This is a genomic window from Streptomyces sp. NPDC029526, assembly GCF_040637405.1.
In the GTDB taxonomy this organism is placed as follows: Bacteria; Actinomycetota; Actinomycetes; order Streptomycetales; family Streptomycetaceae; genus Streptomyces.
The window spans coordinates 360,582-379,431 of the sequence record NZ_JBEZWE010000001.1; the positions used below are offsets into that span (position 1 = coordinate 360,582).

Here is an 18,850-nt window from a genome sequence, read left to right on the forward strand (position 1 = left end):
GGACCCGAAATCTCCGTCACAGCGCGTTTCTTTGCCATGAACTCACGTGCAGTGATATGGAGCTGACGCTACGTTGCGTGACGATCCCGCCAATTCGGGCAATCGGCGGGTACGTTGCGGTTGGGCCTTACGGTCCTGATGGGGCGTAGGGGCGGTTAACGCCCCTTGGGCCCACCGGGTCCCGCGGGGTCTCGCGGGCCGCTCCCGGTGCGCACCGGCCGGAGGGCTACGCCTTGGTGAAGCGCTTCAGGAGCACCGCGGAGGCCACCGGGCGGGCGCCGACGCGGGCCACCCCGTCGGCGACCTCGCGGTCGGTGGAGACGACGATGACCGGCCGGCCCGGCGGCTCGGCGCGCACCAGCTGGCGGATCAGCTCGTCGGCGGTGACGCCCGGCTTGGAGAACAGCACCCGCACCCCGCGCGGCGGGGCCAGCAGCACCGGCGCGGCCAGTTCGGCGCCGTCGAAGACACAGGTCACCTCGGCGCCGGTCTGCGCGGCGACCTGGGCGAGCTGGCCCAGCAGCCGCAACCGCTGCTTCTCCAGCGGCATCTGGGGATAGCCGGTCTTGGTGACGTTGTAGCCGTCGACCACGAGATGGGCCTGCGGCAGCGCCAGCAACTGGTCGAGGATCGCCGGGTCGTCCTCGGACAGCGCGCGGGCGGCGATGTCCTTGGGGGTCATCCGGCCGGGCTCCACCGCGTCCACGGTCTCGGCGGGCCGCACGGACACCGGGGGCAGGGCCAGTTCGCGCCGGAGCCCCTGGGCGGCGTCCAGGACGGTGTCCAGCAGCAGGCGCACCCGCATGTCCTCGACGCTGCGTCCTTCGCGGGCCGCGCGGCGGGCGGCCTCCAGGGCGGCCTCCGTCTCACCGAGGCGCCCTTTGATCCGCCGGGTCTCGCTCTCCGCGGCCGACACCTGCGCATGGCTGTCGGAACGGACCGTCTCCAGCTCCGCCTGCACTTTGCGCAGGGCCGCCTGACCCCGTTTGACGTCGCTGAGCGCGGACCGCAGCTTGCGGTGCAGCGACTCGGCCTCTTTGCGCGCCGCGTCCAGTTCCGAGCGCAGCCGCTCGGTCTCGGTACGGGTGTGCTCGCGAGCGCGCGCGAGCTCGGCGCGCAGCCGCTCCAGCTCGGCCCGGTTCTCCTCGTCGGCGCGTTCGGCGTCGGCGCGCTGGGCCTCCTCGCCGGCCGCGGCGACCAGCTTCACCCATCCGGGCGGGCGCAGCACGTAGGCCGCGGCCGCCACGTCCAGGGGGTCGGCGGCCGCGGGCGGGGAGCCGGAGTCCAGGGCGCCGGTCAGTTCCGGCTGCGCCTGCCTGAGCTTCTCGCCGATGCGCTGCCGGAACAGCGGGTCGGTCTCCAGGGCGGAGGCCATCGCGTTCCCGGCGAACTTGACGCGGCGGTTCGGCGTGAACCGCGCGTACTGGCGCAGCTGGGCGGGCAGCTCGGCGACGGTCAGGCCGCCGAAGCCGTCCGAGACGATCTGGACGACCCGGCGGCGCACGCCGTCGGGCAGCGGACGGTCGAGCACCTCAGCGGCGCCGTCCTGCGGCCCCCCGCCCGTGGTCTCCACCATCCGTCACACCCCATCGCCTTGCCGCCCCGCGTACGGGGTCACCGTCAGCGGGGCCGTCCCCCGCCGACGACGTCGCGCGAGCGGGAGGGACCCCCTTCGCTCAGGAACCGGCATCCGGCCTGTCCACGAGTTCCACCTGGTCCACGGCGTTGCACCAGCGGCACCGCACCGACTCGATGGTCTCACTGAGCACCTCGCGCTCCTCGACCTTCGGCTCCCCGGCCAGGTCGAGGTGGACGTACTCGACGACCTTCGAGGAGCGGGTCACGTCGAAGCGCGTGAGGTTGCCGCAGAGGGTGCAGCGCCACCGCGTGGCGGCGGTCGGCAGGGGAACCGTCATCGTGGCTGTTCGCCTTCCTTCCGGTCTCGGGGCGCGCCGGGCGCCCCGGGTGGGTCAGGGTCGTAACCCTACGGCCTGGCGGGTCCGCGCCGCCCGCCCGTCCACGGCGGCGAGGCGGTCCGCGCGGGTGCGTCCCGTTACGTCATGCTCTGTGTCCATGGTCCCCCACTGGAGAGCACCCCTCGCGCGGGCGGTCCGGCGGCCGTCGGCGCCGGTGACCCACACCCTGGTCGTCGTCTGCTGCGTGGTCTTCCTGATCGGCCCGGCCTCGGGCCTGAACCCGGTCCACGGGACGGGCGAGGAGCTGCTCGCCGTGCAACGGGCGTACTTCCGGCAGTGGGGGGTGATCCCCGCAGACCTGTTCGACGGGTCCTTCCGCGCGGTCCTGACACCGGCCACCGCCCTCTTCGTGCACGGCAGCTGGGTGCACCTGCTGGGCAACATGCTGTTCCTCCACGTCTTCGGCACGATGACCGAGGCACGGATGGGCCCCCTGCGCTTCACCCTGTTCTACGTCTGCTGCGGCTACCTCGCCCTGCTCGGCTACGCCGTCGCCCACCCGGACTCGGAACAGTCCCTGGTGGGGGCCTCGGGGGCGATCTCGGCGGTGCTCGGCGCGTTCCTGTTCCTGTTCCCCCGCGCCCGGGTGACCAGTCTCCTGCCGTTCCTGCTCTTCCTGCCGGTCCGCCTCCCCGCCTGGGTGGTGCTGCCGTTCTGGGCGGCCCTGCAGTGGCTGGGGGCGGGGCGGGCCTCCGACGGGCCGGGGGTCGCCTACCTCGCGCACCTGGTGGGCTTCGGGCTGGGCCTCGGCTGCGCGTGGGTCTGCTCGGGCCGGACGACTACAGTGAAGGCGCCCCCTGCTCCGGCCCCCGAGGGAGAGAACCAGCCGTGATCACCGCGATCGTCCTCATCAAGACCAGCGTGGACCGGATCCCCGAGATCGCGGAGCGGATCGCCGCGCTGGACAGCGTCAGCGAGGTCTTCTCGGTCACCGGGACCTACGACCTGATCGCCATGGTCCGGGTCCGGGAGCACGAGGACCTGGCCGAGGTCATCCCCGGCCGGATCAGCAAGATCCCGGGCGTCGAGGGCACCGACACGCACGTGGCGTTCCGTACGTACTCCCAGCACGACCTGGAGGCGGCGTTCGCCATCGGGCTGGACAACTGAGTCACCGCCCGGCGGGACCCCCCGGACCGGCGCTCCTGGACGGGATGCCGCCGGTCCGGGACGCGGTGCCGCCTCAGGCTGCGGGGGCGTCCGGGACGCAGCGGCCGTCCACCGTGCGGTAGGTCCAGCGGGCGCCGTCCCGGACGAGTTCCCGCACGGCGCGGACGAACCGCTGCACGTGCTCGTCCGGGGTGCCCGCGCCGAAGCTGACCCGGACGGCGTGCGCGGACCGCTCCCCGGAGGCCGGGGCCCCGCACCCGCCCGGCTGCGGCGTGTCGCCGAGCAGCCTCGCGAGCAGGGGGTGGGCGCAGAACAGGCCGTCCCGGACACCGATGCCGTACTCGGCGGACAGCGCGGCGGCGAAGTGCGAGCTGTCGAAGCCGTCGACGACGAAGGACAGCACCCCGACCCGGGGGGCGTCGTCCCCGAACAGGGACAGGAACCGCACCTCGGGCACGTCGGCCAGCCCCTCGCGCACCGCGCGGACCAGCCGCCGCTCGCGGGCGACGAGGGTGTCGAACCCGGCCGCGGTGAGCGCCCGGCAGGCCGAGGCGACGGCGTGCGCGCCGATGACGTTGGGCGAACCGGCCTCGTGGCGGGCGGCGTCGGTGTGCCACCGGACGTCCACTCCCCCGTCCCCGCGCCGGACGACCCGGCGGCTCGCACCGCCGCCCGCGAGGTACGGCTCGGCCGTCCGCAGCCAGTCCGCCCGCCCGGCCAGCACCCCGGTGCCGAAGGGGGCGTACAGCTTGTGGCCCGAGAAGGCGACCCAGTCGACGTCCAGGTCCCGCACGCTCACCGGGTGGTGCGGGGCGAGCTGGGCGGCGTCCAGGACGATCCGGGCGCCGTGCGCGTGGGCGGCGGCGGCCAGTTCGCGCACCGGCCACAGCTCGCCGGTGACGTTGGAGGCGCCGGTGACGCAGACCAGCGCCGGCCCGTGCGGCGCGCGGGCGGCGAGGGCGCGCTCCAGGGTCTCGACGGCCTGCCCGGGGCTGCCGGGCGCGTCCAGGACGGTCACCTCGGAGCCCCGCCAGGGCAGCAGGGCGGCGTGGTGCTCGGTCTCGAAGACGAAGACCCGGCAGCCCTCGGGCAGCGCGCCGGCGAGCAGGTTGAGGGAGTCGGTGGTGGACCGGGTGAAGACCACCTCGTCCGCACGGCGGCAGTCGAGGAACGCGGCGACGGTCCGGCGGGCGTCCTCGAACAGCTCCGTGGAGAGCCGGGAGAGGTACCCGGCGCCGCGGTGGACGCTGCCGTAGTACGGCGCGTAGGCGGCTACGTCGTCCCAGACCTGCTGGAGGGCGGGCGCGCTGGCCGCGTGGTCGAGCGCCGCGTAGGTCACCTCGCCGCCGGTGACGAGCGGGACGGTGACGTCCCGCCCGAGGACGGGCAGCGGGGCGCGGTCCTCCGGGGCCGCGGCGGCCGCGGCGGCGGCCGGGGCGGCGGCGGCCGGGGCGGCGGCGGCCGGGGCGGCGGCGGCCGGGGCGGCGGCGGCCGGGGCGGCGGCGGCCGGGGCGGCGGCAGCGCACGCGGTGACGGGGGCGGTGGCGACGGCGGTGACGGACATGCTGAACTCCCGTAGGTGGCACGCCGGTTCCCCAGGGCGAGCAGCGGTGGCTCCAGCCCGTCGGAACGGCGGAAGGAACGGCGGAAAGCCGGAAGAGGGGCGAAGAAGGGGCGAAGAAGGGGAAAGCGAGGGGAACGCGGAGGCGGGGCGCTGCGGCCCTACTGCATTCGACGGCTCACGGGAGACTCCTCGACGACCAGGACCCCTGGCTCGCGAGGGGTCCGCGCTTGCCGTGGACCCTGCTGTCCACGGCCTGGTCCTCACCCGGGGCACCCCGCCACGGACGGAGGGTTGCCGGACAGCCGGCCGGGGCCTGATGGCTGTCACTCATGACCTGCACAGGAACGTACGGGAAGAAAACGGGGTCCCGCAACCCGGTTCCGGATCGCGGGACCCCGCACGTGCGGTGTCTCAGGCGTTGCTGACGGCCACCCACCGGTCCAGGACGCGCCGGGCCGACCCCGAGTCGATCGACTCGGCCGCCTTCTCCATCCCGGCCCGGATCTGCTCCGTGAGCGTGCCCGTGCCGGGCTCCAGCGCCACCAGCGCCGCCGCCGAGTTCAGCAGCACGGCGTCGCGCACCGGGCCGCGTTCGCCGTCCAGCAGCCGCCGGGCGACCTCCGCGTTGTAGGAGGCGTCGGCGCCGCGCAGGGCCGAGATGTCGACCAGGCCGAGGCCCACCTCGCGCGGGTCGAACACCTCCTCGGTGACCGTGCCGTCCCGGACCACCCAGACCCGGGAGGTGCCGGTCGTGGTCAGCTCGTCCAGGCCGTCGTCGCCGCGGAACACCAGCGAGGAGTGGCCGCGCCCGGCGAACACCCCGGCCATGATGGGCGCCATCCGCGCGTCGGCCACCCCGACCGCCTGCGCGGTCACCCGGGCCGGATTGGCGAGCGGGCCCAGGAAGTTGAACACCGTGCGGATGCCCAGCTGGCCGCGTGCCGCCGCCACATGGCGCAGCGCCGGGTGGAACTTCACCGCGAAGCAGAAGGTGATCCCGGCCTCCTCGGCGACCTCGGCGACCCGTCGCGGGGTCAGCTCCAGGTTGACGCCGAGCTTCTCCAGCACGTCGGAGGCGCCGGACGCGGAGGAGGCGGCCCGGTTGCCGTGCTTGACGACCTTCGCGCCGGTGCCGGCGACGACGATGGAGGACATGGTGGAGATGTTCACCGTCTTGGCGCCGTCCCCGCCGGTCCCGACGATGTCGACGGTGGCGCCCGGCACCTCGATCACGTTGGCGTGGTCGTACAGGGCGCGGACGCAGCCGGAGATCTCCTCGACGGTCTCGCCCTTGGCGCGCAGGGACACCGCGAAGCCGGCGATCTGGGCGTCGGTGGCCTCCCCGCGCATGATCAGGTCCATCGCCCAGGCGGTGTCGTCGGCCGACAGGTCACGGCCCTCCAGCAGGCCGTTCAGCAGGGCGGGCCAGGAGCGGCCCGCCGCGGTGTCGCCTCCAGCGGGGGTCACAGCGCTCATCAGCCGCTCCTGTGGTCGTCACACGCATGTCCGCCCCCCACCCTATCCAGCCCCGGACACGGCGAAGGCCCCCGTCCGCGGACCGGACGGGGGCCTTCGACCGTGGTGTGGCGACGCTTCGCTCAGCGGTGGAAGGGATCAGTGGTGGCCGTGGCCGCTGGTGATCTCCTTGTACTCCTCGGCGGTCGGCTTCGGAATCTGCGACTCCTGGCCGTAGTACGCCTTGCTGAGCTTGGCACGCAGCTTCTCGGTGGCCTTCACCTTGCGCTCGACGCCGTTCTCGTCGACCGTCGGGCCGATCTCCGCCGGCTTGTACTGCTCGTGCGCGGTGAGCGTGTGGAGCTGCTCCTGGCTGAGCGGCTCGTGCACCTCGATGAACTCACCGTGCGGCAGGCGCTTGATGATGCCGGCCTCGCGGCCGTGCAGCACCTTGTCCTTGTCCCGGCGCTGGAGGCCGAGGCAGATCCGCTTGGTGACGATGAACGCCACGACCGGGCCGAGGAAGAACCCGATGCGCACGAACCAGGTGACCGCGTTGATCGACAGGTGGAAGTGCGTGGCGACGATGTCGTTGCCACCGCCCACCAGCATGATCAGGTACGCGGTGATCCAGGCGACGCCGAGACCGGTCCGGGTCGGGGCGTTGCGCGGGCGGTCCAGGATGTGGTGCTCGCGCTTGTCCCCGGTGATCCAGGACTCGATGAACGGGTAGAGCGCCAGGACCCCGAGGAACAGGCCGAACAGCACCAGCGGGACGAAGACGCCCAGGACCAGCGTGTGGCCCCAGAAGTTGATCTCCCAGCCCGGCATGGCGCGGACCAGACCCTCGGCGAAGCCCATGTACCAGTCCGGCTGGGCACCCGTCGAGACGAGGTCCGGCCGGTACGGGCCCAGGTTCCAGATCGGGTTGATGGTGACCAGGCCGGCGATCAGCGAGATGAAGCCGAAGACCAGGAAGAAGAAGCCTCCCGCCTTGGCCATGTACACCGGCAGCAGCGGCATGCCGACGACGTTCTTGTTGGTCCGGCCGGGACCCGCGAACTGCGTGTGCTTGTGGTAGAAGACCAGGATCAGGTGGGCGACCACCAGACCCAGCATGATGCCCGGCAGCAGCAGGATGTGGATCGAGTAGAACCGGGCGACGAAGTCCGTCCCCGGGAACTCCCCGCCGAACAGGAACATCGAGATGTACGTGCCGACGATCGGCACGGACAGGATCGCGCCCTGCGTGAAGCGGACACCCGTACCGGACAGCAGGTCGTCCGGGAGCGAGTAGCCGGTGAAGCCGGTGAACATGCCCAGCACGAACAGCAGGAAGCCGAACAGCCAGTTGATCTCGCGCGGCTTGCGGAACGCGCCGGTGAAGAAGACGCGCATCATGTGCACGAACATGCCGGCCAGGAAGATGACCGCGGCCCAGTGGTGGATCTGCCGGATGAGCAGGCCACCGCGCACGTCGAAGCTGATGTCGAGGGTCGAGGCGTAGGCCTGCGACATCAGCTGGCCCTGCATCGGGACGTAGCTGCCGTGGTACTCCACCTCGGCCATCGACGGGTGGAAGAACAGCGTCAGGTACACACCCGTGAGGATGATGATGATGAAGCTGTAGAGGCAGATCTCACCGAGCATGAAGGACCAGTGGTCCGGGAAGATCTTCCGCATGTTGGCCTTGGCCAGGGAGTAGATCCCCAGCCGGCCGTCGGCCCAGTCGGCGACGCGCTCGCCGGCCGGTGCCTTCCCGCGAGAGCGGGAGTCGGTGGTCGTCGTGGTGCTCATCCGCGCTCCCAGAATGAAGGGCCGACGGGCTCGTCGAAGTCGCTGTGCGCTTCGAGGTAACCCTCGTCGTTCACGCCGATGCGCAGCTGCGGCAGCGCGTGACCGGCGGGACCGAAGATCACCTTGGCGCCGTCGGAGAGATCGAAGGTGGACTGGTGGCAGGGGCACAGCGCGTGGTGCGTCTGCTGCTCGTACAGGGAGATCGGGCAACCGACGTGGGTGCAGATCTTCGAGTACGCGAGGATCCCCTCGTGCGACCACTCGAGAGCGCGCTTGTCCTTGATGTTCTCCGGCTGGATCCGGACGAGCATCAGCGCTGCCTTGGCGATCTCGTTCTGGAACCCGTGCTCGTGCGGGTCCAGGCCCTCGGGCTGGGCGAAGGTGAGCGAGCCGACGATGATGTCGGACGGGCGCAGCGGCTCGTTGGTGTTCTGGTTGATGAGCAGCTTGCCCTTCGACCAGGCGGTGTGGCGCAGCTTGTCCTCGGGCAGCGGGCCGAGGTCGCGCAGCAGCACGACACCGGACAGCGGCACCAGGGTCAGCGCGCCGAACATCGTGTTGCGGATGAGCTTGCGGCGGCCGATGGCCGACTCCTTGGCGCCCTGCCGGAAGTCGTCCATGACCTTGGCCTTGACGTCCGGCGCGGCCTGGATCGGGTGCCGTTCGTCGGTGAGCTCCTCGTCCGACATCAGGGTGCGGGCCCAGTGCACGGCGCCGGCGCCGATGGCGAACAGCGCGATGCCGAGCGTCACGCCGAGCGCGAGGTTCAGCGCGCTGATGTGGCCCAGCGTCCAGATGTAGACGATCTTGTCGACCGGGATCGCCACGAAGGCGACGATGAAGCCGATGGTCGCCAGCATCGACACCGTGAACATCAGGGCGACCGTGCGCTCGGACCGCTTGGCGGCCCGCTCGTCGATGTCCTGGATCCGGTGCTCGTGGGGCGGCAGCCCCGGGTCGGCGAACGGGTCCTTCTGGTCCGCGACGCCGACGGTGCCGTGAGCGGTGTCCTGCGCGGTGGGCAGGTTCTCTTCGGGAATGTCTTGGCTACTCATGACTTCTTGGCCTTTGCGGTCCGAGCGGCGACCCACACAGCGACGGCGATCAGCCCGCCGAGGCCGAAGACCCAGCCGAAGAGGCCTTCGGCGACCGGGCCCAGCGAGCCCAGCGCGAGGCCGCCCGGGCTCTCGGAGTCGTCGCTGTTGACCTCCTGGAGGTACGCGATGATGTCCTTCTTGTTCTGCACCGTCAGCACGCTGTCGGGGAACGAGGGCATGTTCTGCGGGCCGGTGAGCATGGCCTGGTACACGTGCTTCGGATCGACGTCCTCGAGGTCCGGAGCGTACTTGCCGTGCGTCAGGGCGCCACCCTTACCGGTGAAGTTGTGGCACTGCGCGCAGTTGGTACGGAACAGTTCACCGCCCTTGGCGATGTCGGCGCCCTGAGGGCCGTACTCCTCCTCCGTCGGGACGGCGGGGCCGGCGCCCAGCGAGGCCACGTAGGCGGCCAGCTGGTCGATCTCGGCCTGGCTGTACACCGCCGGCTTGCGCGGCGCCTGGGCGCTCTGCGAGGTGGCGGCCGGCATGCGGCCGGTGGCCACCTGGAAGTCCACGGCCGCGGCGCCCACGCCCACCAGGCTCGGCCCGTCGGAGGTCCCCTGACCGCCGGTGCCGTGGCAGCTGGCGCAGCCGACCGCGTAGAGCTTCTTTCCCTCCTCGATGGTGAGGGACTGGGCGGTTTCTTCGGCCTGCGCCTTGTCCGCGGGCGCGAACACGGCGTACAGCCCCCCGGTGCATGCCAGCGCGAGGAGGAGAACCACGAGCGCCGCCAACGGGTGGCGTCGTCGTGCGGAGAGCTTTTTCACGGATTACCCCGGTGTCAGGATCTTCTGCGTCGATGCTTCTGGTTGGTGCGCGTCAGGAGCGCGCGCGGTGATGAGCCCGGCTACTTGATCATGTAGATCGTCGCGAACAGACCGATCCAGACGACATCGACGAAGTGCCAGTAGTAGGACACGACGATGGCGGCTGTGGCCTGATCGTGGGTGAACCTCCGAGCGGCATAGGTGCGGCCCAGGACCAGCAGGAAGGCGATGAGACCGCCCGTCACGTGCAGGCCGTGGAAGCCGGTGGTCAGGTAGAACACCGAGCCGTACGGGTCGGAGCTGAGGGACAGGCCCTCGTGCTTGACCAGCTCGGTGTACTCGACGATCTGACCGCCGATGAAGACCGATCCCATGATGAAGGTGACGATGAACCACATCCGGAGCTTCTTCACGTCACCGCGCTCGGCGGCGAACACGCCGAGCTGGCAGGTGAGCGAGGAGAGCACCAGGATCGTGGTGTTCGTCGCCGCGAACGGGAAGTTCAGCGTGTCGGCCTTCTCCGACCAGAAGTCTGGTCCGGTCACCGATCGCAGGGTGAAGTACATCGCGAAGAGGGCCGCGAAGAACATCAGCTCGGAACTCAGCCAGATGATGGTTCCGACGCTGGTGAGGTTCGGTCGGTTGACCGACGGGTGCGCGTGCCCGGTATCTACTGTCGTTGCTGTCGCCACGCCGACATTATGTCGGTCGCTTATCCCGCCCTCACCCCGGGGGGTGCCGTTCGGAGTGTCCGCCCCTCCTGGACTGCCCGGATGGCCCATCGAAGCCCTGTCCGAACCGGTGTTGACGAGCGTGCGGAAGGGGTAGCATCCGCGCCATCGGGGACCCGACGTCCCCGACGAGGCTGCCCTCACTCGGAGTGTGGAGGAACCATGCAGGCGACCGCCACCGTGCTGGTCTACAGCGACAACGCCAACACGCGGGAGCAGGTGCGCCTCGCCACCGGCCGGCGGCCCGCTCCGGACGTGCCCGTCGTGGAGTTCGTCGAGTGCGCGACCCAGGCGGCCGTCATCAAGGAGCTGGAGCGCGGCGGCATCGACGTCTGCGTGTTCGACGGTGAGGCCACGCCCATCGGCGGCATGGGGCTCTCCAAGCAGATCAAGGACGAGATCTTCAACAGCCCGCCGGTGCTGCTGCTCATCGGACGGCCCCAGGACGCCTGGCTGGCCACCTGGAGCCGTGCGGAGGCCGCTGTGACGCTGCCGGTGGAGCCCGTGGAGTTCGCCTCGGCCCTGGCGTCCCTGCTGCGTCAGAAGCGGCTGCAGAGCGCCTGAGCCCTTCCGTCCGGGTCGGGCCGGCCCCCGTGAGCCTCGCGCGACCCGCGCCGGCGGCCCTGGGAACGCCGCGCGTGCCTGGCGGGGGCTCACGTCCGCGGCCGGGGCTCAGACCGACTGGGGGCGCAGCCGGGCCTGTTCCTGCGGGCCGGCGGACTCCGGGTTGCCGGTGACCAGGGCGCTGCCCTGGCGCCACTGGGCCCAGGTGAGGTTCCAGTCCCCGAAGCCGTTGCCGAAGGGCTCCATGGTGTCGCCGTCGGAGTTCACGACCTCGACGAGGTCGCCCTCCCGGACGGTGTCGAAGAACCACTGCGCGTTGCCGGTGCTCATGCCCACGCAGCCGTGGCTGACGTTGGCGTAGCCCTGGGAGCCGACGGACCAGGGGGCGGCGTGCACGTACTCGCCGCTCCATGTGACGCGGGTGGCGAAGCTGACGTTCAGGTCGTAGGACTCGGAGGAGCCCTCGGCGATGCCGACGGTGCTGCTGCGCATCCGCACGAAGCGTTCCTTGGCGAGGACCACCTTGACGCCGTTGCGGGTCTCGAAGCCGGGCTTGCCGGTGGTGACGGGGATCGACTTGACCTCCTCGCCGTTCTTGTAGACCGTCAGCCGGTGCGCGGCGGCGTCGGTCACGGCTATGACACGGTCGCCGGTGTTGAAGGTCAGCGGCTCGGCCTTGCCTCCGCGCAGGCGGTCGTTGACCTTGATGCCCTCCAGGGTGCTGCGGACCCGGACGGTGGCGTCGGCGGGCCAGTAGTCCTTGGGGCGGTAGTGCAGCTTCTTGTCGTCCACCCAGTGCCAGGCGCCGCTCACGGCGGGGGTGGACTCGACCTTGAGGGCGCGTTCGACCACGGCCCGCTGGGCGGGGTCCTGGACGGGCGCGTCGAGTTCCGCGGTGACGGGCTGGCCGACGCCGTAGGTGCCGGGCTTCGGCCCGAAGGCGACCCCGAGGCGCTTGGTCTTGGAGGGCTTGCCGGTGGTGAAGGTGAGCACCCTGCGGCCGGGGGCCCCGTCGCCGTCCTCCGTGCTCACCCGCACCGTGTAGGCGGAGTCGGCGGCCAGCGGCGAGGTGCTGTGCCAGCGGCTGCCGTCGGCGGCGAGTTCGCCCGCCAGGTAGCGGCCGGAGGCGTCGACGGCGGTGACGTCGGTGATGCGCCCGTCGGAGTCCTCGGCGACGATCTCCAGCGGCTTGTCGGGGTCGGCCGGCCGGTCGTCGCCGGTGGGGCCGTTGAAGGAGATCTGGTCCGCCGCGTCGTAGGGCTCGCCGGACAGCGGGTTGCCGTCGGAGGAGCAGCCGGTGACGCCCGCACCGAGTGCGATCACCAGCAGCGTGCAGCCGACGACGGTGCGGATGCGCGGGTCGTTTCTCATGACCTCACGCTAGGGAGCCGCGTCAATCGCGGCGCGCTGGACGCCTCGAACGAGTGATGCGGATTGCGGCAGACGCAGGGGCCCGGACGCTCCTGACGGAGTGTCCGGGCCCCTGGGTGCCTCGGGCGTGGTACGGGACCTACTGGGTGCGGTTCTCGCCGCGGTAGTACTCGAAGGTCCAGCCCCAGATGCCCGCCGCGATCAGCGGGATGGAGAAGTACATCAGCCACCAGCCCACGGCGATCGCCATGAAGCCGAGGGCACAGCCGAGCGCCAGGAACAGCGGCTGCCAGCTGTGCGGGCTGAAGAACCCGACCTCGCCGGCGTCGTCCGCGACGTCCGCTTCCTTGTTGTCCTGAGCGCCGACGTCGACCCGCTTGGCCGTGAAGCCGAGGTAGAAGCCGATCATGACGGCCAGGCCGAAGGCCAGGAAGAGGGCTGTGGTGCCGACCGCTTCCTTGGACCACACACCGTAGACGACCGCCACGATGAGCAGGAAGACGCTCAGCCACATGAACATCTTGCCCTGGATCTTCACTTGCCGGCCTCCTTGCCGCCGGAGAGGGCCTTCTCTCCGTGACCGACGTTCTCGAGCTCGTCGAGGGCGGCGATCTCCGGGTGGTGGAGGTCGAAGGCCGGGGATTCACTGCGGATGCGCGGCAGCGTGAGGAAGTTGTGCCGGGGCGGCGGGCAGGACGTGGCCCACTCCAGGGAGCGGCCGTAGCCCCACGGGTCGTCGACGCCGACCATCTTGCCGTACTTGGCCGTCTTCCAGACGTTGTAGAAGAACGGCAGCAGCGACATGCCGAGCAGGAACGAGGCGATCGTGGAGACCGTGTTCAGGGCGGTGAAGCCGTCGGCCGCCAGGTAGTCCGAGTACCGGCGCGGCATGCCCTCGGCACCCAGCCAGTGCTGGACCAGGAAGGTGCCGTGGAAGCCGATGAACAGCGTCCAGAAGGTGATCTTGCCGAGCCGCTCGTCGAGCATCTTGCCGGTGAACTTCGGCCACCAGAAGTGGAATCCGGCGAACATCGCGAAGACGACGGTGCCGAACACCACGTAGTGGAAGTGCGCCACCACGAAGTAGGAGTCGGTCACGTGGAAGTCCAGCGGCGGCGACGCCAGGATGACGCCGGTCAGACCACCGAAGAGGAAGGTGACCAGGAAGCCCAGCGACCACAGCATCGGCGTCTCGAAGCTCAGCGAGCCCCGCCACATGGTGCCGACCCAGTTGAAGAACTTCACACCGGTCGGAACCGCGATCAGGAAGGTCATGAAGGAGAAGAACGGGAGCAGCACGCCGCCCGTGGCGTACATGTGGTGCGCCCACACCGTCACCGACAGACCGGCGATCGCGATGGTCGCGCCGACCAGGCCCATGTAGCCGAAGATCGGCTTGCGCGCGAAGACCGGGACGATCTCACTGACGATGCCGAAGAACGGCAGCGCGATGATGTACACCTCGGGGTGGCCGAAGAACCAGAACAGGTGCTGCCACAGCAGCGCCCCGCCGTTGGTCGGGTCGAAGATGTGCGCCCCGAACTTGCGGTCCACCTCCAGCGCGAGCAGTGCCGCCGCCAGCACCGGGAAGGCGAGCAGGACCAGGACACCGGTCAGCAGCACGTTCCAGGTGAAGATCGGCAGCCGGAACATGGTGAGTCCCGGTGCGCGCATGCAGATGATCGTGGTGATGAAGTTGACCGAGCCGAGGATGGTGCCGAAGCCCTGGAAGGCCAGGCCCATGATCCACAGGTCGGACCCCATGCCGGGCGAGCGGATCGCGTCCGAGAGCGGGGCGTAACCGGTCCAGCCGAAGCTGGCGGCGCCGTCCGGCGTGAGGAAGCCGGCGAGCGCGATCAGCGAGCCGAACAGGTAGAGCCAGTAGGCGAACATGTTCAGCCGCGGGAACGCCACGTCGGGCGCGCCGATCTGCAGCGGCATGATCCAGTTCGCGAAGCCGACGAACAGCGGGGTGGCGAACATCAGCAGCATGAGCGTGCCATGCATGGTGAACGCCTGGTTGAACTGCTCGTTCGACAGGATCTGCAGGCCCGGACGGGCCAGTTCGGCGCGCATGACCAGCGCCATGATGCCGCCGATGACGAAGAAGATGAACGACGTCGTCAGGTACATCGTGCCGATGGTCTTGTGGTCGGTGGTCGTCAGCCACTTCACCACGACGCTGCCCGGCCGCTTGGCGCGGACCGGCAGCTCGCTCTCGTAGGAGCCCTCGGCCGCCGTGACGCCCTGGGGTTCGTTGATGATGCTCACAGGACGCTCACCTCCCGGTTCTTCTCGGGACCCGACTGCTCGATGCCCGCGGGCACATAACCGGTCTGCCCCTTCTTGACGAGGTCGTTGAGGTGCTGCTCGTAGCGCTCCGGCGAGACGACCTTCACGTTGAACAGCATCCGGGCGTGGTCCACACCGCACAGCTCGGCGCACTTGCCGAGGAAGGTGCCCTCACGGCTGGGGGTCACCTCGAAGGCGTTGGTGTGGCCCGGGATGACGTCCTGCTTCATCAGGAACGGCACCACCCAGAAGGAGTGGATGACATCGCGCGACGTCAGGATGAAGCGCACCCGCTTGCCCTCGGGCAGCCACATGGTGGGGCCCGGGTTGTTGGTCTGCGGGTTCCTCGTCGAGGGGGTACCGCAGTCGTGGACACCGCCGGCGTCGGCCGGGAAGGCGTCCCTGTAGCGGTCCGGGATCGCGTCCAGTTCCTTGGCGGTCTTGGCGTCGCCGGTGGAACCGTCCACGTTCTCGACGTAGTTGAAGCACCAGCTCCACTGGAAGCCGACCACGTTGACCGTGACATCGGGCTTGCTTTCGAGCTTCATCAGCTCGGATTCGTCACGGGCCGTGAAATAGAACAGCACCGAGACGATGAGGAGGGGGACCACCGTGTACAGCGCCTCGAGAGGCATGTTGTACCGGGTCTGCGGAGGGACCTCCACCTTGGTGCGGCTGCGCCTGTGGAAGAAAGCACTCCACAGGATCAGACCCCACACCAGAACGCCCACGGCGAGCGCGGCCGCCCACGAGCCCTGCCACAGGGAGAGGATCCGGGGAGCCTCTTCCGTGGTCGGGGTGGGCATACCAAGGCGGGGGAAGTCCTCCCAGGTGCAACCGGTGGCGGTCGCCAGGACCAGGCCCGCGGTCGATGCCTGCAGCAGCTTCCGCCGCATCGGGCGCCGCGGCTTGGGGGTACCGCCCACGCCCTTCAGGCGGTGGGGGAGGTCGGAGCCGTTGGGACTCACGTAGCGCCTTCCCGAGAGTCTCGCCCGCGCTGTACGGCTGCGGCCTGGCCTTCTCGCTGGTCGGTCGCCGCCCTGCGTCGGGCAGGGGTTTGGATGTTTATGCGGACCAAACCCTAGCCGACGCCCTTCGGGGGGTCGCGGGGAGGGTGGCATACGCGCCGCGGGTCACCCTGAACGGGTGGGACGAACCGCCCGCCAGGGCCCGTTCGGGAGGCCGGCGGAGCCCGGGCGGGTCCCGTCGGAGAAGCCGGACGGAGCCCCCGCCGGGTCGATCCTACGACTCCCCCGCGCTGCCGGGAGGGCCCCGCACGCTCTACCGTTGCCGTGTGGGTTACTTCGACGCCGCTTCCGCCGCTCCCCTCCATCCCGTGGCCCGTCAGGCGCTGTTGGCCTCCCTCGACGAGGGATGGGCCGACCCCGCGCGGCTGTACCGGGAGGGCCGGCGGGCGCGGATGCTGCTCGACGCGGCCCGCGAGGCGGCGGCGGAGGCCGTGGGGTGCCGTCCCGACGAACTGACGTTCACCTCCTCCGGCACCCTGGCGGTGCACTCCGGCATGGCGGGCGCGCTGGCCGGGCGGCGGCGGACCGGCCGTCACCTGATCGTGTCGGCGGTCGAACACTCTTCGGTGCTGCACGCGGCGGACGTTCACCGCGCCGACGGCGGCGAGGTCACCGAGGTGGCGGTGGACCGGACGGGCGCCGTCGACCCCGCCGGCTACGCCGCCGCCCTGCGCCCGGACACCGCGCTGGCCTGTCTGCAGTCCGCCAACCACGAGGTGGGCACCGAGCAGCCGGTGGCCGAGGTGGCCGCGCACTGCCGGGCGGCGGGCGTCCCCCTGCTGGTGGACGCGGCCCAGTCGCTGGGCTGGGGCCCGGTGCCGGAGGGCTGGTCGCTGCTGGCGGCGAGCGCCCACAAGTGGGGCGGACCGCCCGGGGTGGGCCTGCTGGCGGTGCGCAAGGGGGTGCGCTTCGCGCCCCGGGGGCCCGCCGACGAGCGGGAGTCGGGGCGGGCCGCCGGCTTCGAGAACATCCCGGCGATCGTCGCGGCGGCGGCCTCGCTGCGGGCGGTGCGCGCGGAGGCGGCCCAGGAGGCCGCGCGGCTGCGGGAGCTGACGGACCGGATCCGGGAGCGGGTGCCGCGGCTGGTGGCGGACGTCGAGGTGGTGGGCGACCCGGTGCGGCGGCTGCCGGGGACCGTCACCTTCTCCTGCCTCTACGTCGACGGGGAGACGGTGCTGCACGAGCTGGACCGCGCCGGTTTCTCCGTCTCGTCCGGTTCCTCCTGCACCAGCAGCACCCTGACGCCGAGCCACGTGCTGAAGGCGATGGGGGTGCTCAGCGAGGGCAACGTCCGCGTCTCGCTGCCGCCGGGGACGCCGGAGGAGGACGTCGAGCGGTTCCTGGCCGAGCTGCCCCCGGTGGTGGCCCGGGTGCGGGAGCAGCTGGGCGCCCCGGGCGCCGTCGGCTCCGCCCCGGTGGGCGGCGGGGACGACGCGCTGGTCGTGGACGCGCTCGGGCGGCGCTGCCCGATCCCGGTGATCGAGCTCGCCAAGGTGATCGGGGACGTGCCGGTGGGCGGCACGGTCCGGGTGCTCTCCGACGACGAGGCGGCCCGGCTGGACATCCCCGCGTGGTGCGAGATGCGCGGCCAGGAGTACGTCGGCGAGGAGCCGGCGGACCGGGGCTCGGCCCATGTGGTCCGCCGGCTGTCGTAGCACCTTCCGGCAGGGGGGCCGTCAGGAGAGGTGCTTCTGCACCTCGGCCGCGGCCTCGTCGCCGTAGGCCCGCGCGAAGCGGTCCATGAAGTGGGCGCGGCGCAGCTGGTACTCCTGGGTGCCGACGGTCTCGATGACCAGGGTGGCGAGCATGCAGCCGACCTGGGCGGCGCGTTCCAGGGAGACGCCCCAGGCCAGTCCGGACAGGAAGCCCGCGCGGAAGGCGTCGCCGACACCGGTCGGGTCGACCTTGCGCTCCTCCTCGGGGCAGCCGACCTCGACGGGCTGCTCGCCGGCCCGCTCGATGCGGACGCCGCGCGCGCCGAGGGTGGTGACGCGGTGGCCGACCCGGTCGAGGATCTCGGCGTCGCTCCAGCCCGTCTTGCTCTCGATGAGCCCCTTCTCGTACTCGTTGGAGAAGAGGTAGGTCGCCCCGTCCAGCAGTATCCGGATCTCCTCCCCGCTCATCCGGGCGATCTGCTGGGAGAAGTCGGCGGCGAAGGGGATGTTCCGGGCCCGGCACTCCTCGGTGTGCCGGAGCATGCCCTCCGGGTCGTCGGCGCCGATGAGGACCAGGTCGAGTCCGCCCACCCGGTCGGCGACGGTCTTCAGCTCGATGAGGCGGGCCTCGCTCATGGCGCCGGTGTAGAAGGAGCCGATCTGGTTGTGGTCGGCGTCCGTGGTGCACACGAACCGGGCGGTGTGCAGGGTCTCGGAGATGCGGACGGAGTCGGTGTCGACGCCGTGCCGGTCGAGCCAGGCCCGGTACTCGTCGAAGTCGGCACCCGCGGCGCCGACGAGGATCGGCTCGGTGCCGAGCTGGCCCATGCCGAAGGCGATGTTCGCGCCCACACCTCCCCGGCGCACGTCCAGGTTGTCGACCAGGAAGGACAGCGAGACCGTGTGCAACTGGTCCGCGACGAGCTGGTCGGCGAAGCGGCCGGGGAACGTCATGAGGTGGTCGGTGGCGATGGAGCCGGTGACTGCGATGCGCACGGCGTGGACTCTCCAGGGGGAGGGGGCTTGACACTTCACGCTACCGGGTGGGGACCGCCCGTAGAAGCAGCCAAAACTACCCGATAGTAGATCTTTCTTCGTGACCTCCGGCGTGCCTACGGTGCGAACATGACGAACCTCAAGGTCCACACGACCACGCAGGCCGATGTCGAGGGCGACCTGGCGTCGCTGCGCGGTGACTGCGCCCGGATGGCTGGGCACTGGGCGGTGCCCGACCGGGGCGCCCACCACCCGGTGTCCCCCTCCCTGATCCACGGTGTGTCGGTGCCGACCTCGTCGGCCCGCCTGCTGGACGCCATGTCGGACTACGGCGACTGAGGCGGTCCCCGCCGCGACGGCCCCGTACGGCGTCCTTGGCGGTCAGGTCCCGGGGCCCCGTCCGGCGGGCGGCCCGGACCTGCCCGGCAGGCCGGGTGGAACCGTGCG

At 71.0% G+C, this 18,850-nt stretch carries 18 protein-coding genes and 1 riboswitch; of the genes, 5 read left to right on the plus strand and 13 right to left on the minus strand.

Annotated features, from left to right (window positions below; translation table 11 throughout):
- Positions 1–226: 226 nt before the first annotated feature.
- Positions 227–1,576, minus strand: a complete 1,350-nt coding sequence (locus AB0F01_RS01630) for an NYN domain-containing protein (protein ID WP_362089096.1) — start codon at positions 1,574–1,576, stop codon at positions 227–229.
- Between the two features lie 100 nt (positions 1,577–1,676).
- Positions 1,677–1,916 (minus strand): hypothetical protein, encoded by a 240-nt coding sequence (locus AB0F01_RS01635; RefSeq protein WP_362089097.1) that lies wholly within the window; start codon positions 1,914–1,916, stop codon positions 1,677–1,679.
- 157 nt (positions 1,917–2,073) lie between these two features.
- Here AB0F01_RS01635 and AB0F01_RS01640 point away from each other — a divergent pair, with 157 nt between their 5' ends.
- Together AB0F01_RS01640 and AB0F01_RS01645 are read left to right on the plus strand one after the other, a co-directional pair.
- The gene (locus AB0F01_RS01640) at positions 2,074–2,808 is read left to right on the plus strand and encodes a rhomboid family intramembrane serine protease (protein ID WP_362089098.1); all 735 of its coding nucleotides are present in this window, start codon (positions 2,074–2,076) and stop codon (positions 2,806–2,808) included.
- Positions 2,805–3,086, plus strand: coding sequence for an Lrp/AsnC ligand binding domain-containing protein (locus AB0F01_RS01645; protein WP_190095628.1), 282 nt, complete (start codon positions 2,805–2,807; stop codon positions 3,084–3,086). The genes AB0F01_RS01640 and AB0F01_RS01645 overlap by 4 nt, the downstream gene beginning before the upstream one ends.
- Before the next feature lie 73 nt (positions 3,087–3,159).
- Here the strand turns inward: AB0F01_RS01645 and AB0F01_RS01650 are convergent, their stop codons facing one another.
- The 6 genes from AB0F01_RS01650 to AB0F01_RS01675 all read right to left on the minus strand — a co-directional run bounded on the left by AB0F01_RS01650 (position 3,160) and on the right by AB0F01_RS01675 (position 10,458).
- Positions 3,160–4,650, minus strand: a complete 1,491-nt coding sequence (locus AB0F01_RS01650) for an aminotransferase class V-fold PLP-dependent enzyme (RefSeq protein ID WP_362089099.1) — start codon at positions 4,648–4,650, stop codon at positions 3,160–3,162.
- Positions 4,651–4,868: 218 nt separating this feature from the next.
- Positions 4,869–4,985, minus strand: a riboswitch (SAM riboswitch).
- Between the two features lie 76 nt (positions 4,986–5,061).
- On the minus strand, positions 5,062–6,126 hold the full coding sequence (gene trpD / locus AB0F01_RS01655; RefSeq protein ID WP_362089100.1) for an anthranilate phosphoribosyltransferase: 1,065 nt from the start codon (positions 6,124–6,126) through the stop codon (positions 5,062–5,064).
- Between the two features lie 138 nt (positions 6,127–6,264).
- Positions 6,265–7,902 (minus strand): cytochrome bc complex cytochrome b subunit, encoded by a 1,638-nt coding sequence (locus AB0F01_RS01660; RefSeq protein WP_362089101.1) that lies wholly within the window; start codon positions 7,900–7,902, stop codon positions 6,265–6,267.
- The gene (locus tag AB0F01_RS01665) at positions 7,899–8,957 is read right to left on the minus strand and encodes a Rieske 2Fe-2S domain-containing protein (RefSeq protein WP_362089102.1); all 1,059 of its coding nucleotides are present in this window, start codon (positions 8,955–8,957) and stop codon (positions 7,899–7,901) included. The genes AB0F01_RS01660 and AB0F01_RS01665 overlap by 4 nt, the downstream gene beginning before the upstream one ends.
- Positions 8,954–9,766, minus strand: a complete 813-nt coding sequence (locus tag AB0F01_RS01670; protein ID WP_164338243.1) for a c-type cytochrome — start codon at positions 9,764–9,766, stop codon at positions 8,954–8,956. Before AB0F01_RS01670 ends, AB0F01_RS01665 begins: the two co-directional genes overlap by 4 nt.
- A gap of 80 nt (positions 9,767–9,846) precedes the next feature.
- Positions 9,847–10,458, minus strand: coding sequence for a heme-copper oxidase subunit III (locus AB0F01_RS01675; RefSeq protein WP_362089103.1), 612 nt, complete (start codon positions 10,456–10,458; stop codon positions 9,847–9,849).
- A gap of 201 nt (positions 10,459–10,659) precedes the next feature.
- Here AB0F01_RS01675 and AB0F01_RS01680 point away from each other — a divergent pair, with 201 nt between their 5' ends.
- A complete protein-coding gene (locus tag AB0F01_RS01680; RefSeq protein WP_362089104.1) occupies positions 10,660–11,061 on the plus strand; it encodes a hypothetical protein in 402 nt (133 codons plus the stop codon).
- Between the two features lie 108 nt (positions 11,062–11,169).
- On the opposite strand, the gene AB0F01_RS01685 is transcribed toward AB0F01_RS01680, so the two are convergent.
- From AB0F01_RS01685 to coxB, 4 genes are all read right to left on the minus strand, one after another.
- Complete coding sequence (locus AB0F01_RS01685; protein WP_362089105.1) at positions 11,170–12,432, minus strand: Ig-like domain-containing protein; 1,263 nt, start codon at positions 12,430–12,432, stop codon at positions 11,170–11,172.
- 139 nt (positions 12,433–12,571) lie between these two features.
- Entirely contained in the window at positions 12,572–12,970 is a 399-nt protein-coding gene (locus tag AB0F01_RS01690; protein ID WP_362089106.1) for a cytochrome c oxidase subunit 4, read from the minus strand.
- Positions 12,967–14,703: a cytochrome c oxidase subunit I gene (ctaD, locus tag AB0F01_RS01695; protein ID WP_362089107.1), complete on the minus strand. Its 1,737-nt coding sequence runs from the start codon at positions 14,701–14,703 to the stop codon at positions 12,967–12,969. Before ctaD ends, AB0F01_RS01690 begins: the two co-directional genes overlap by 4 nt.
- Positions 14,700–15,620 (minus strand): cytochrome c oxidase subunit II, encoded by a 921-nt coding sequence (gene coxB, locus AB0F01_RS01700; RefSeq protein WP_362090174.1) that lies wholly within the window; start codon positions 15,618–15,620, stop codon positions 14,700–14,702. The genes ctaD and coxB overlap by 4 nt, the downstream gene beginning before the upstream one ends.
- Positions 15,621–16,018: 398 nt before the next feature.
- On the opposite strand from coxB, the gene AB0F01_RS01705 reads away from it, so the two are divergent.
- Positions 16,019–17,407 carry an aminotransferase class V-fold PLP-dependent enzyme gene (locus AB0F01_RS01705; RefSeq protein WP_362089108.1) on the plus strand — a complete coding sequence of 463 codons (1,389 nt, stop codon included), beginning with the start codon at positions 16,019–16,021 and terminating at the stop codon, positions 17,405–17,407.
- Between the two features lie 21 nt (positions 17,408–17,428).
- On the opposite strand, the gene AB0F01_RS01710 is transcribed toward AB0F01_RS01705, so the two are convergent.
- Positions 17,429–18,403: a carbohydrate kinase family protein gene (locus AB0F01_RS01710; protein ID WP_362089109.1), complete on the minus strand. Its 975-nt coding sequence runs from the start codon at positions 18,401–18,403 to the stop codon at positions 17,429–17,431.
- A gap of 129 nt (positions 18,404–18,532) precedes the next feature.
- Between AB0F01_RS01710 and AB0F01_RS01715 the strand changes: the two genes are divergently transcribed.
- Positions 18,533–18,742, plus strand: coding sequence for a hypothetical protein (locus AB0F01_RS01715; RefSeq protein WP_362089110.1), 210 nt, complete (start codon positions 18,533–18,535; stop codon positions 18,740–18,742).
- Positions 18,743–18,850 lie beyond the last annotated feature (108 nt).

Coding starts and splice junctions, on each gene's coding strand:
- AB0F01_RS01650 (WP_362089099.1), bottom strand. CDS start 4,650: ATGTCCGTCACCGCCGTCGCCACCGCCCCCGTCACCGCGTGCGCTGCC.
- AB0F01_RS01660 (WP_362089101.1), bottom strand. CDS start 7,902: ATGAGCACCACGACGACCACCGACTCCCGCTCTCGCGGGAAGGCACCG.
- AB0F01_RS01665 (WP_362089102.1), bottom strand. CDS start 8,957: ATGAGTAGCCAAGACATTCCCGAAGAGAACCTGCCCACCGCGCAGGAC.
- AB0F01_RS01630 (WP_362089096.1), bottom strand. CDS start 1,576: ATGGTGGAGACCACGGGCGGGGGGCCGCAGGACGGCGCCGCTGAGGTG.
- coxB (WP_362090174.1), bottom strand. CDS start 15,620: ATGCGGCGGAAGCTGCTGCAGGCATCGACCGCGGGCCTGGTCCTGGCG.
- trpD (WP_362089100.1), bottom strand. CDS start 6,126: ATGAGCGCTGTGACCCCCGCTGGAGGCGACACCGCGGCGGGCCGCTCC.
- AB0F01_RS01640 (WP_362089098.1), top strand. CDS start 2,074: ATGGTCCCCCACTGGAGAGCACCCCTCGCGCGGGCGGTCCGGCGGCCG.
- AB0F01_RS01715 (WP_362089110.1), top strand. CDS start 18,533: ATGACGAACCTCAAGGTCCACACGACCACGCAGGCCGATGTCGAGGGC.
- AB0F01_RS01635 (WP_362089097.1), bottom strand. CDS start 1,916: ATGACGGTTCCCCTGCCGACCGCCGCCACGCGGTGGCGCTGCACCCTC.
- AB0F01_RS01685 (WP_362089105.1), bottom strand. CDS start 12,432: ATGAGAAACGACCCGCGCATCCGCACCGTCGTCGGCTGCACGCTGCTG.
- AB0F01_RS01680 (WP_362089104.1), top strand. CDS start 10,660: ATGCAGGCGACCGCCACCGTGCTGGTCTACAGCGACAACGCCAACACG.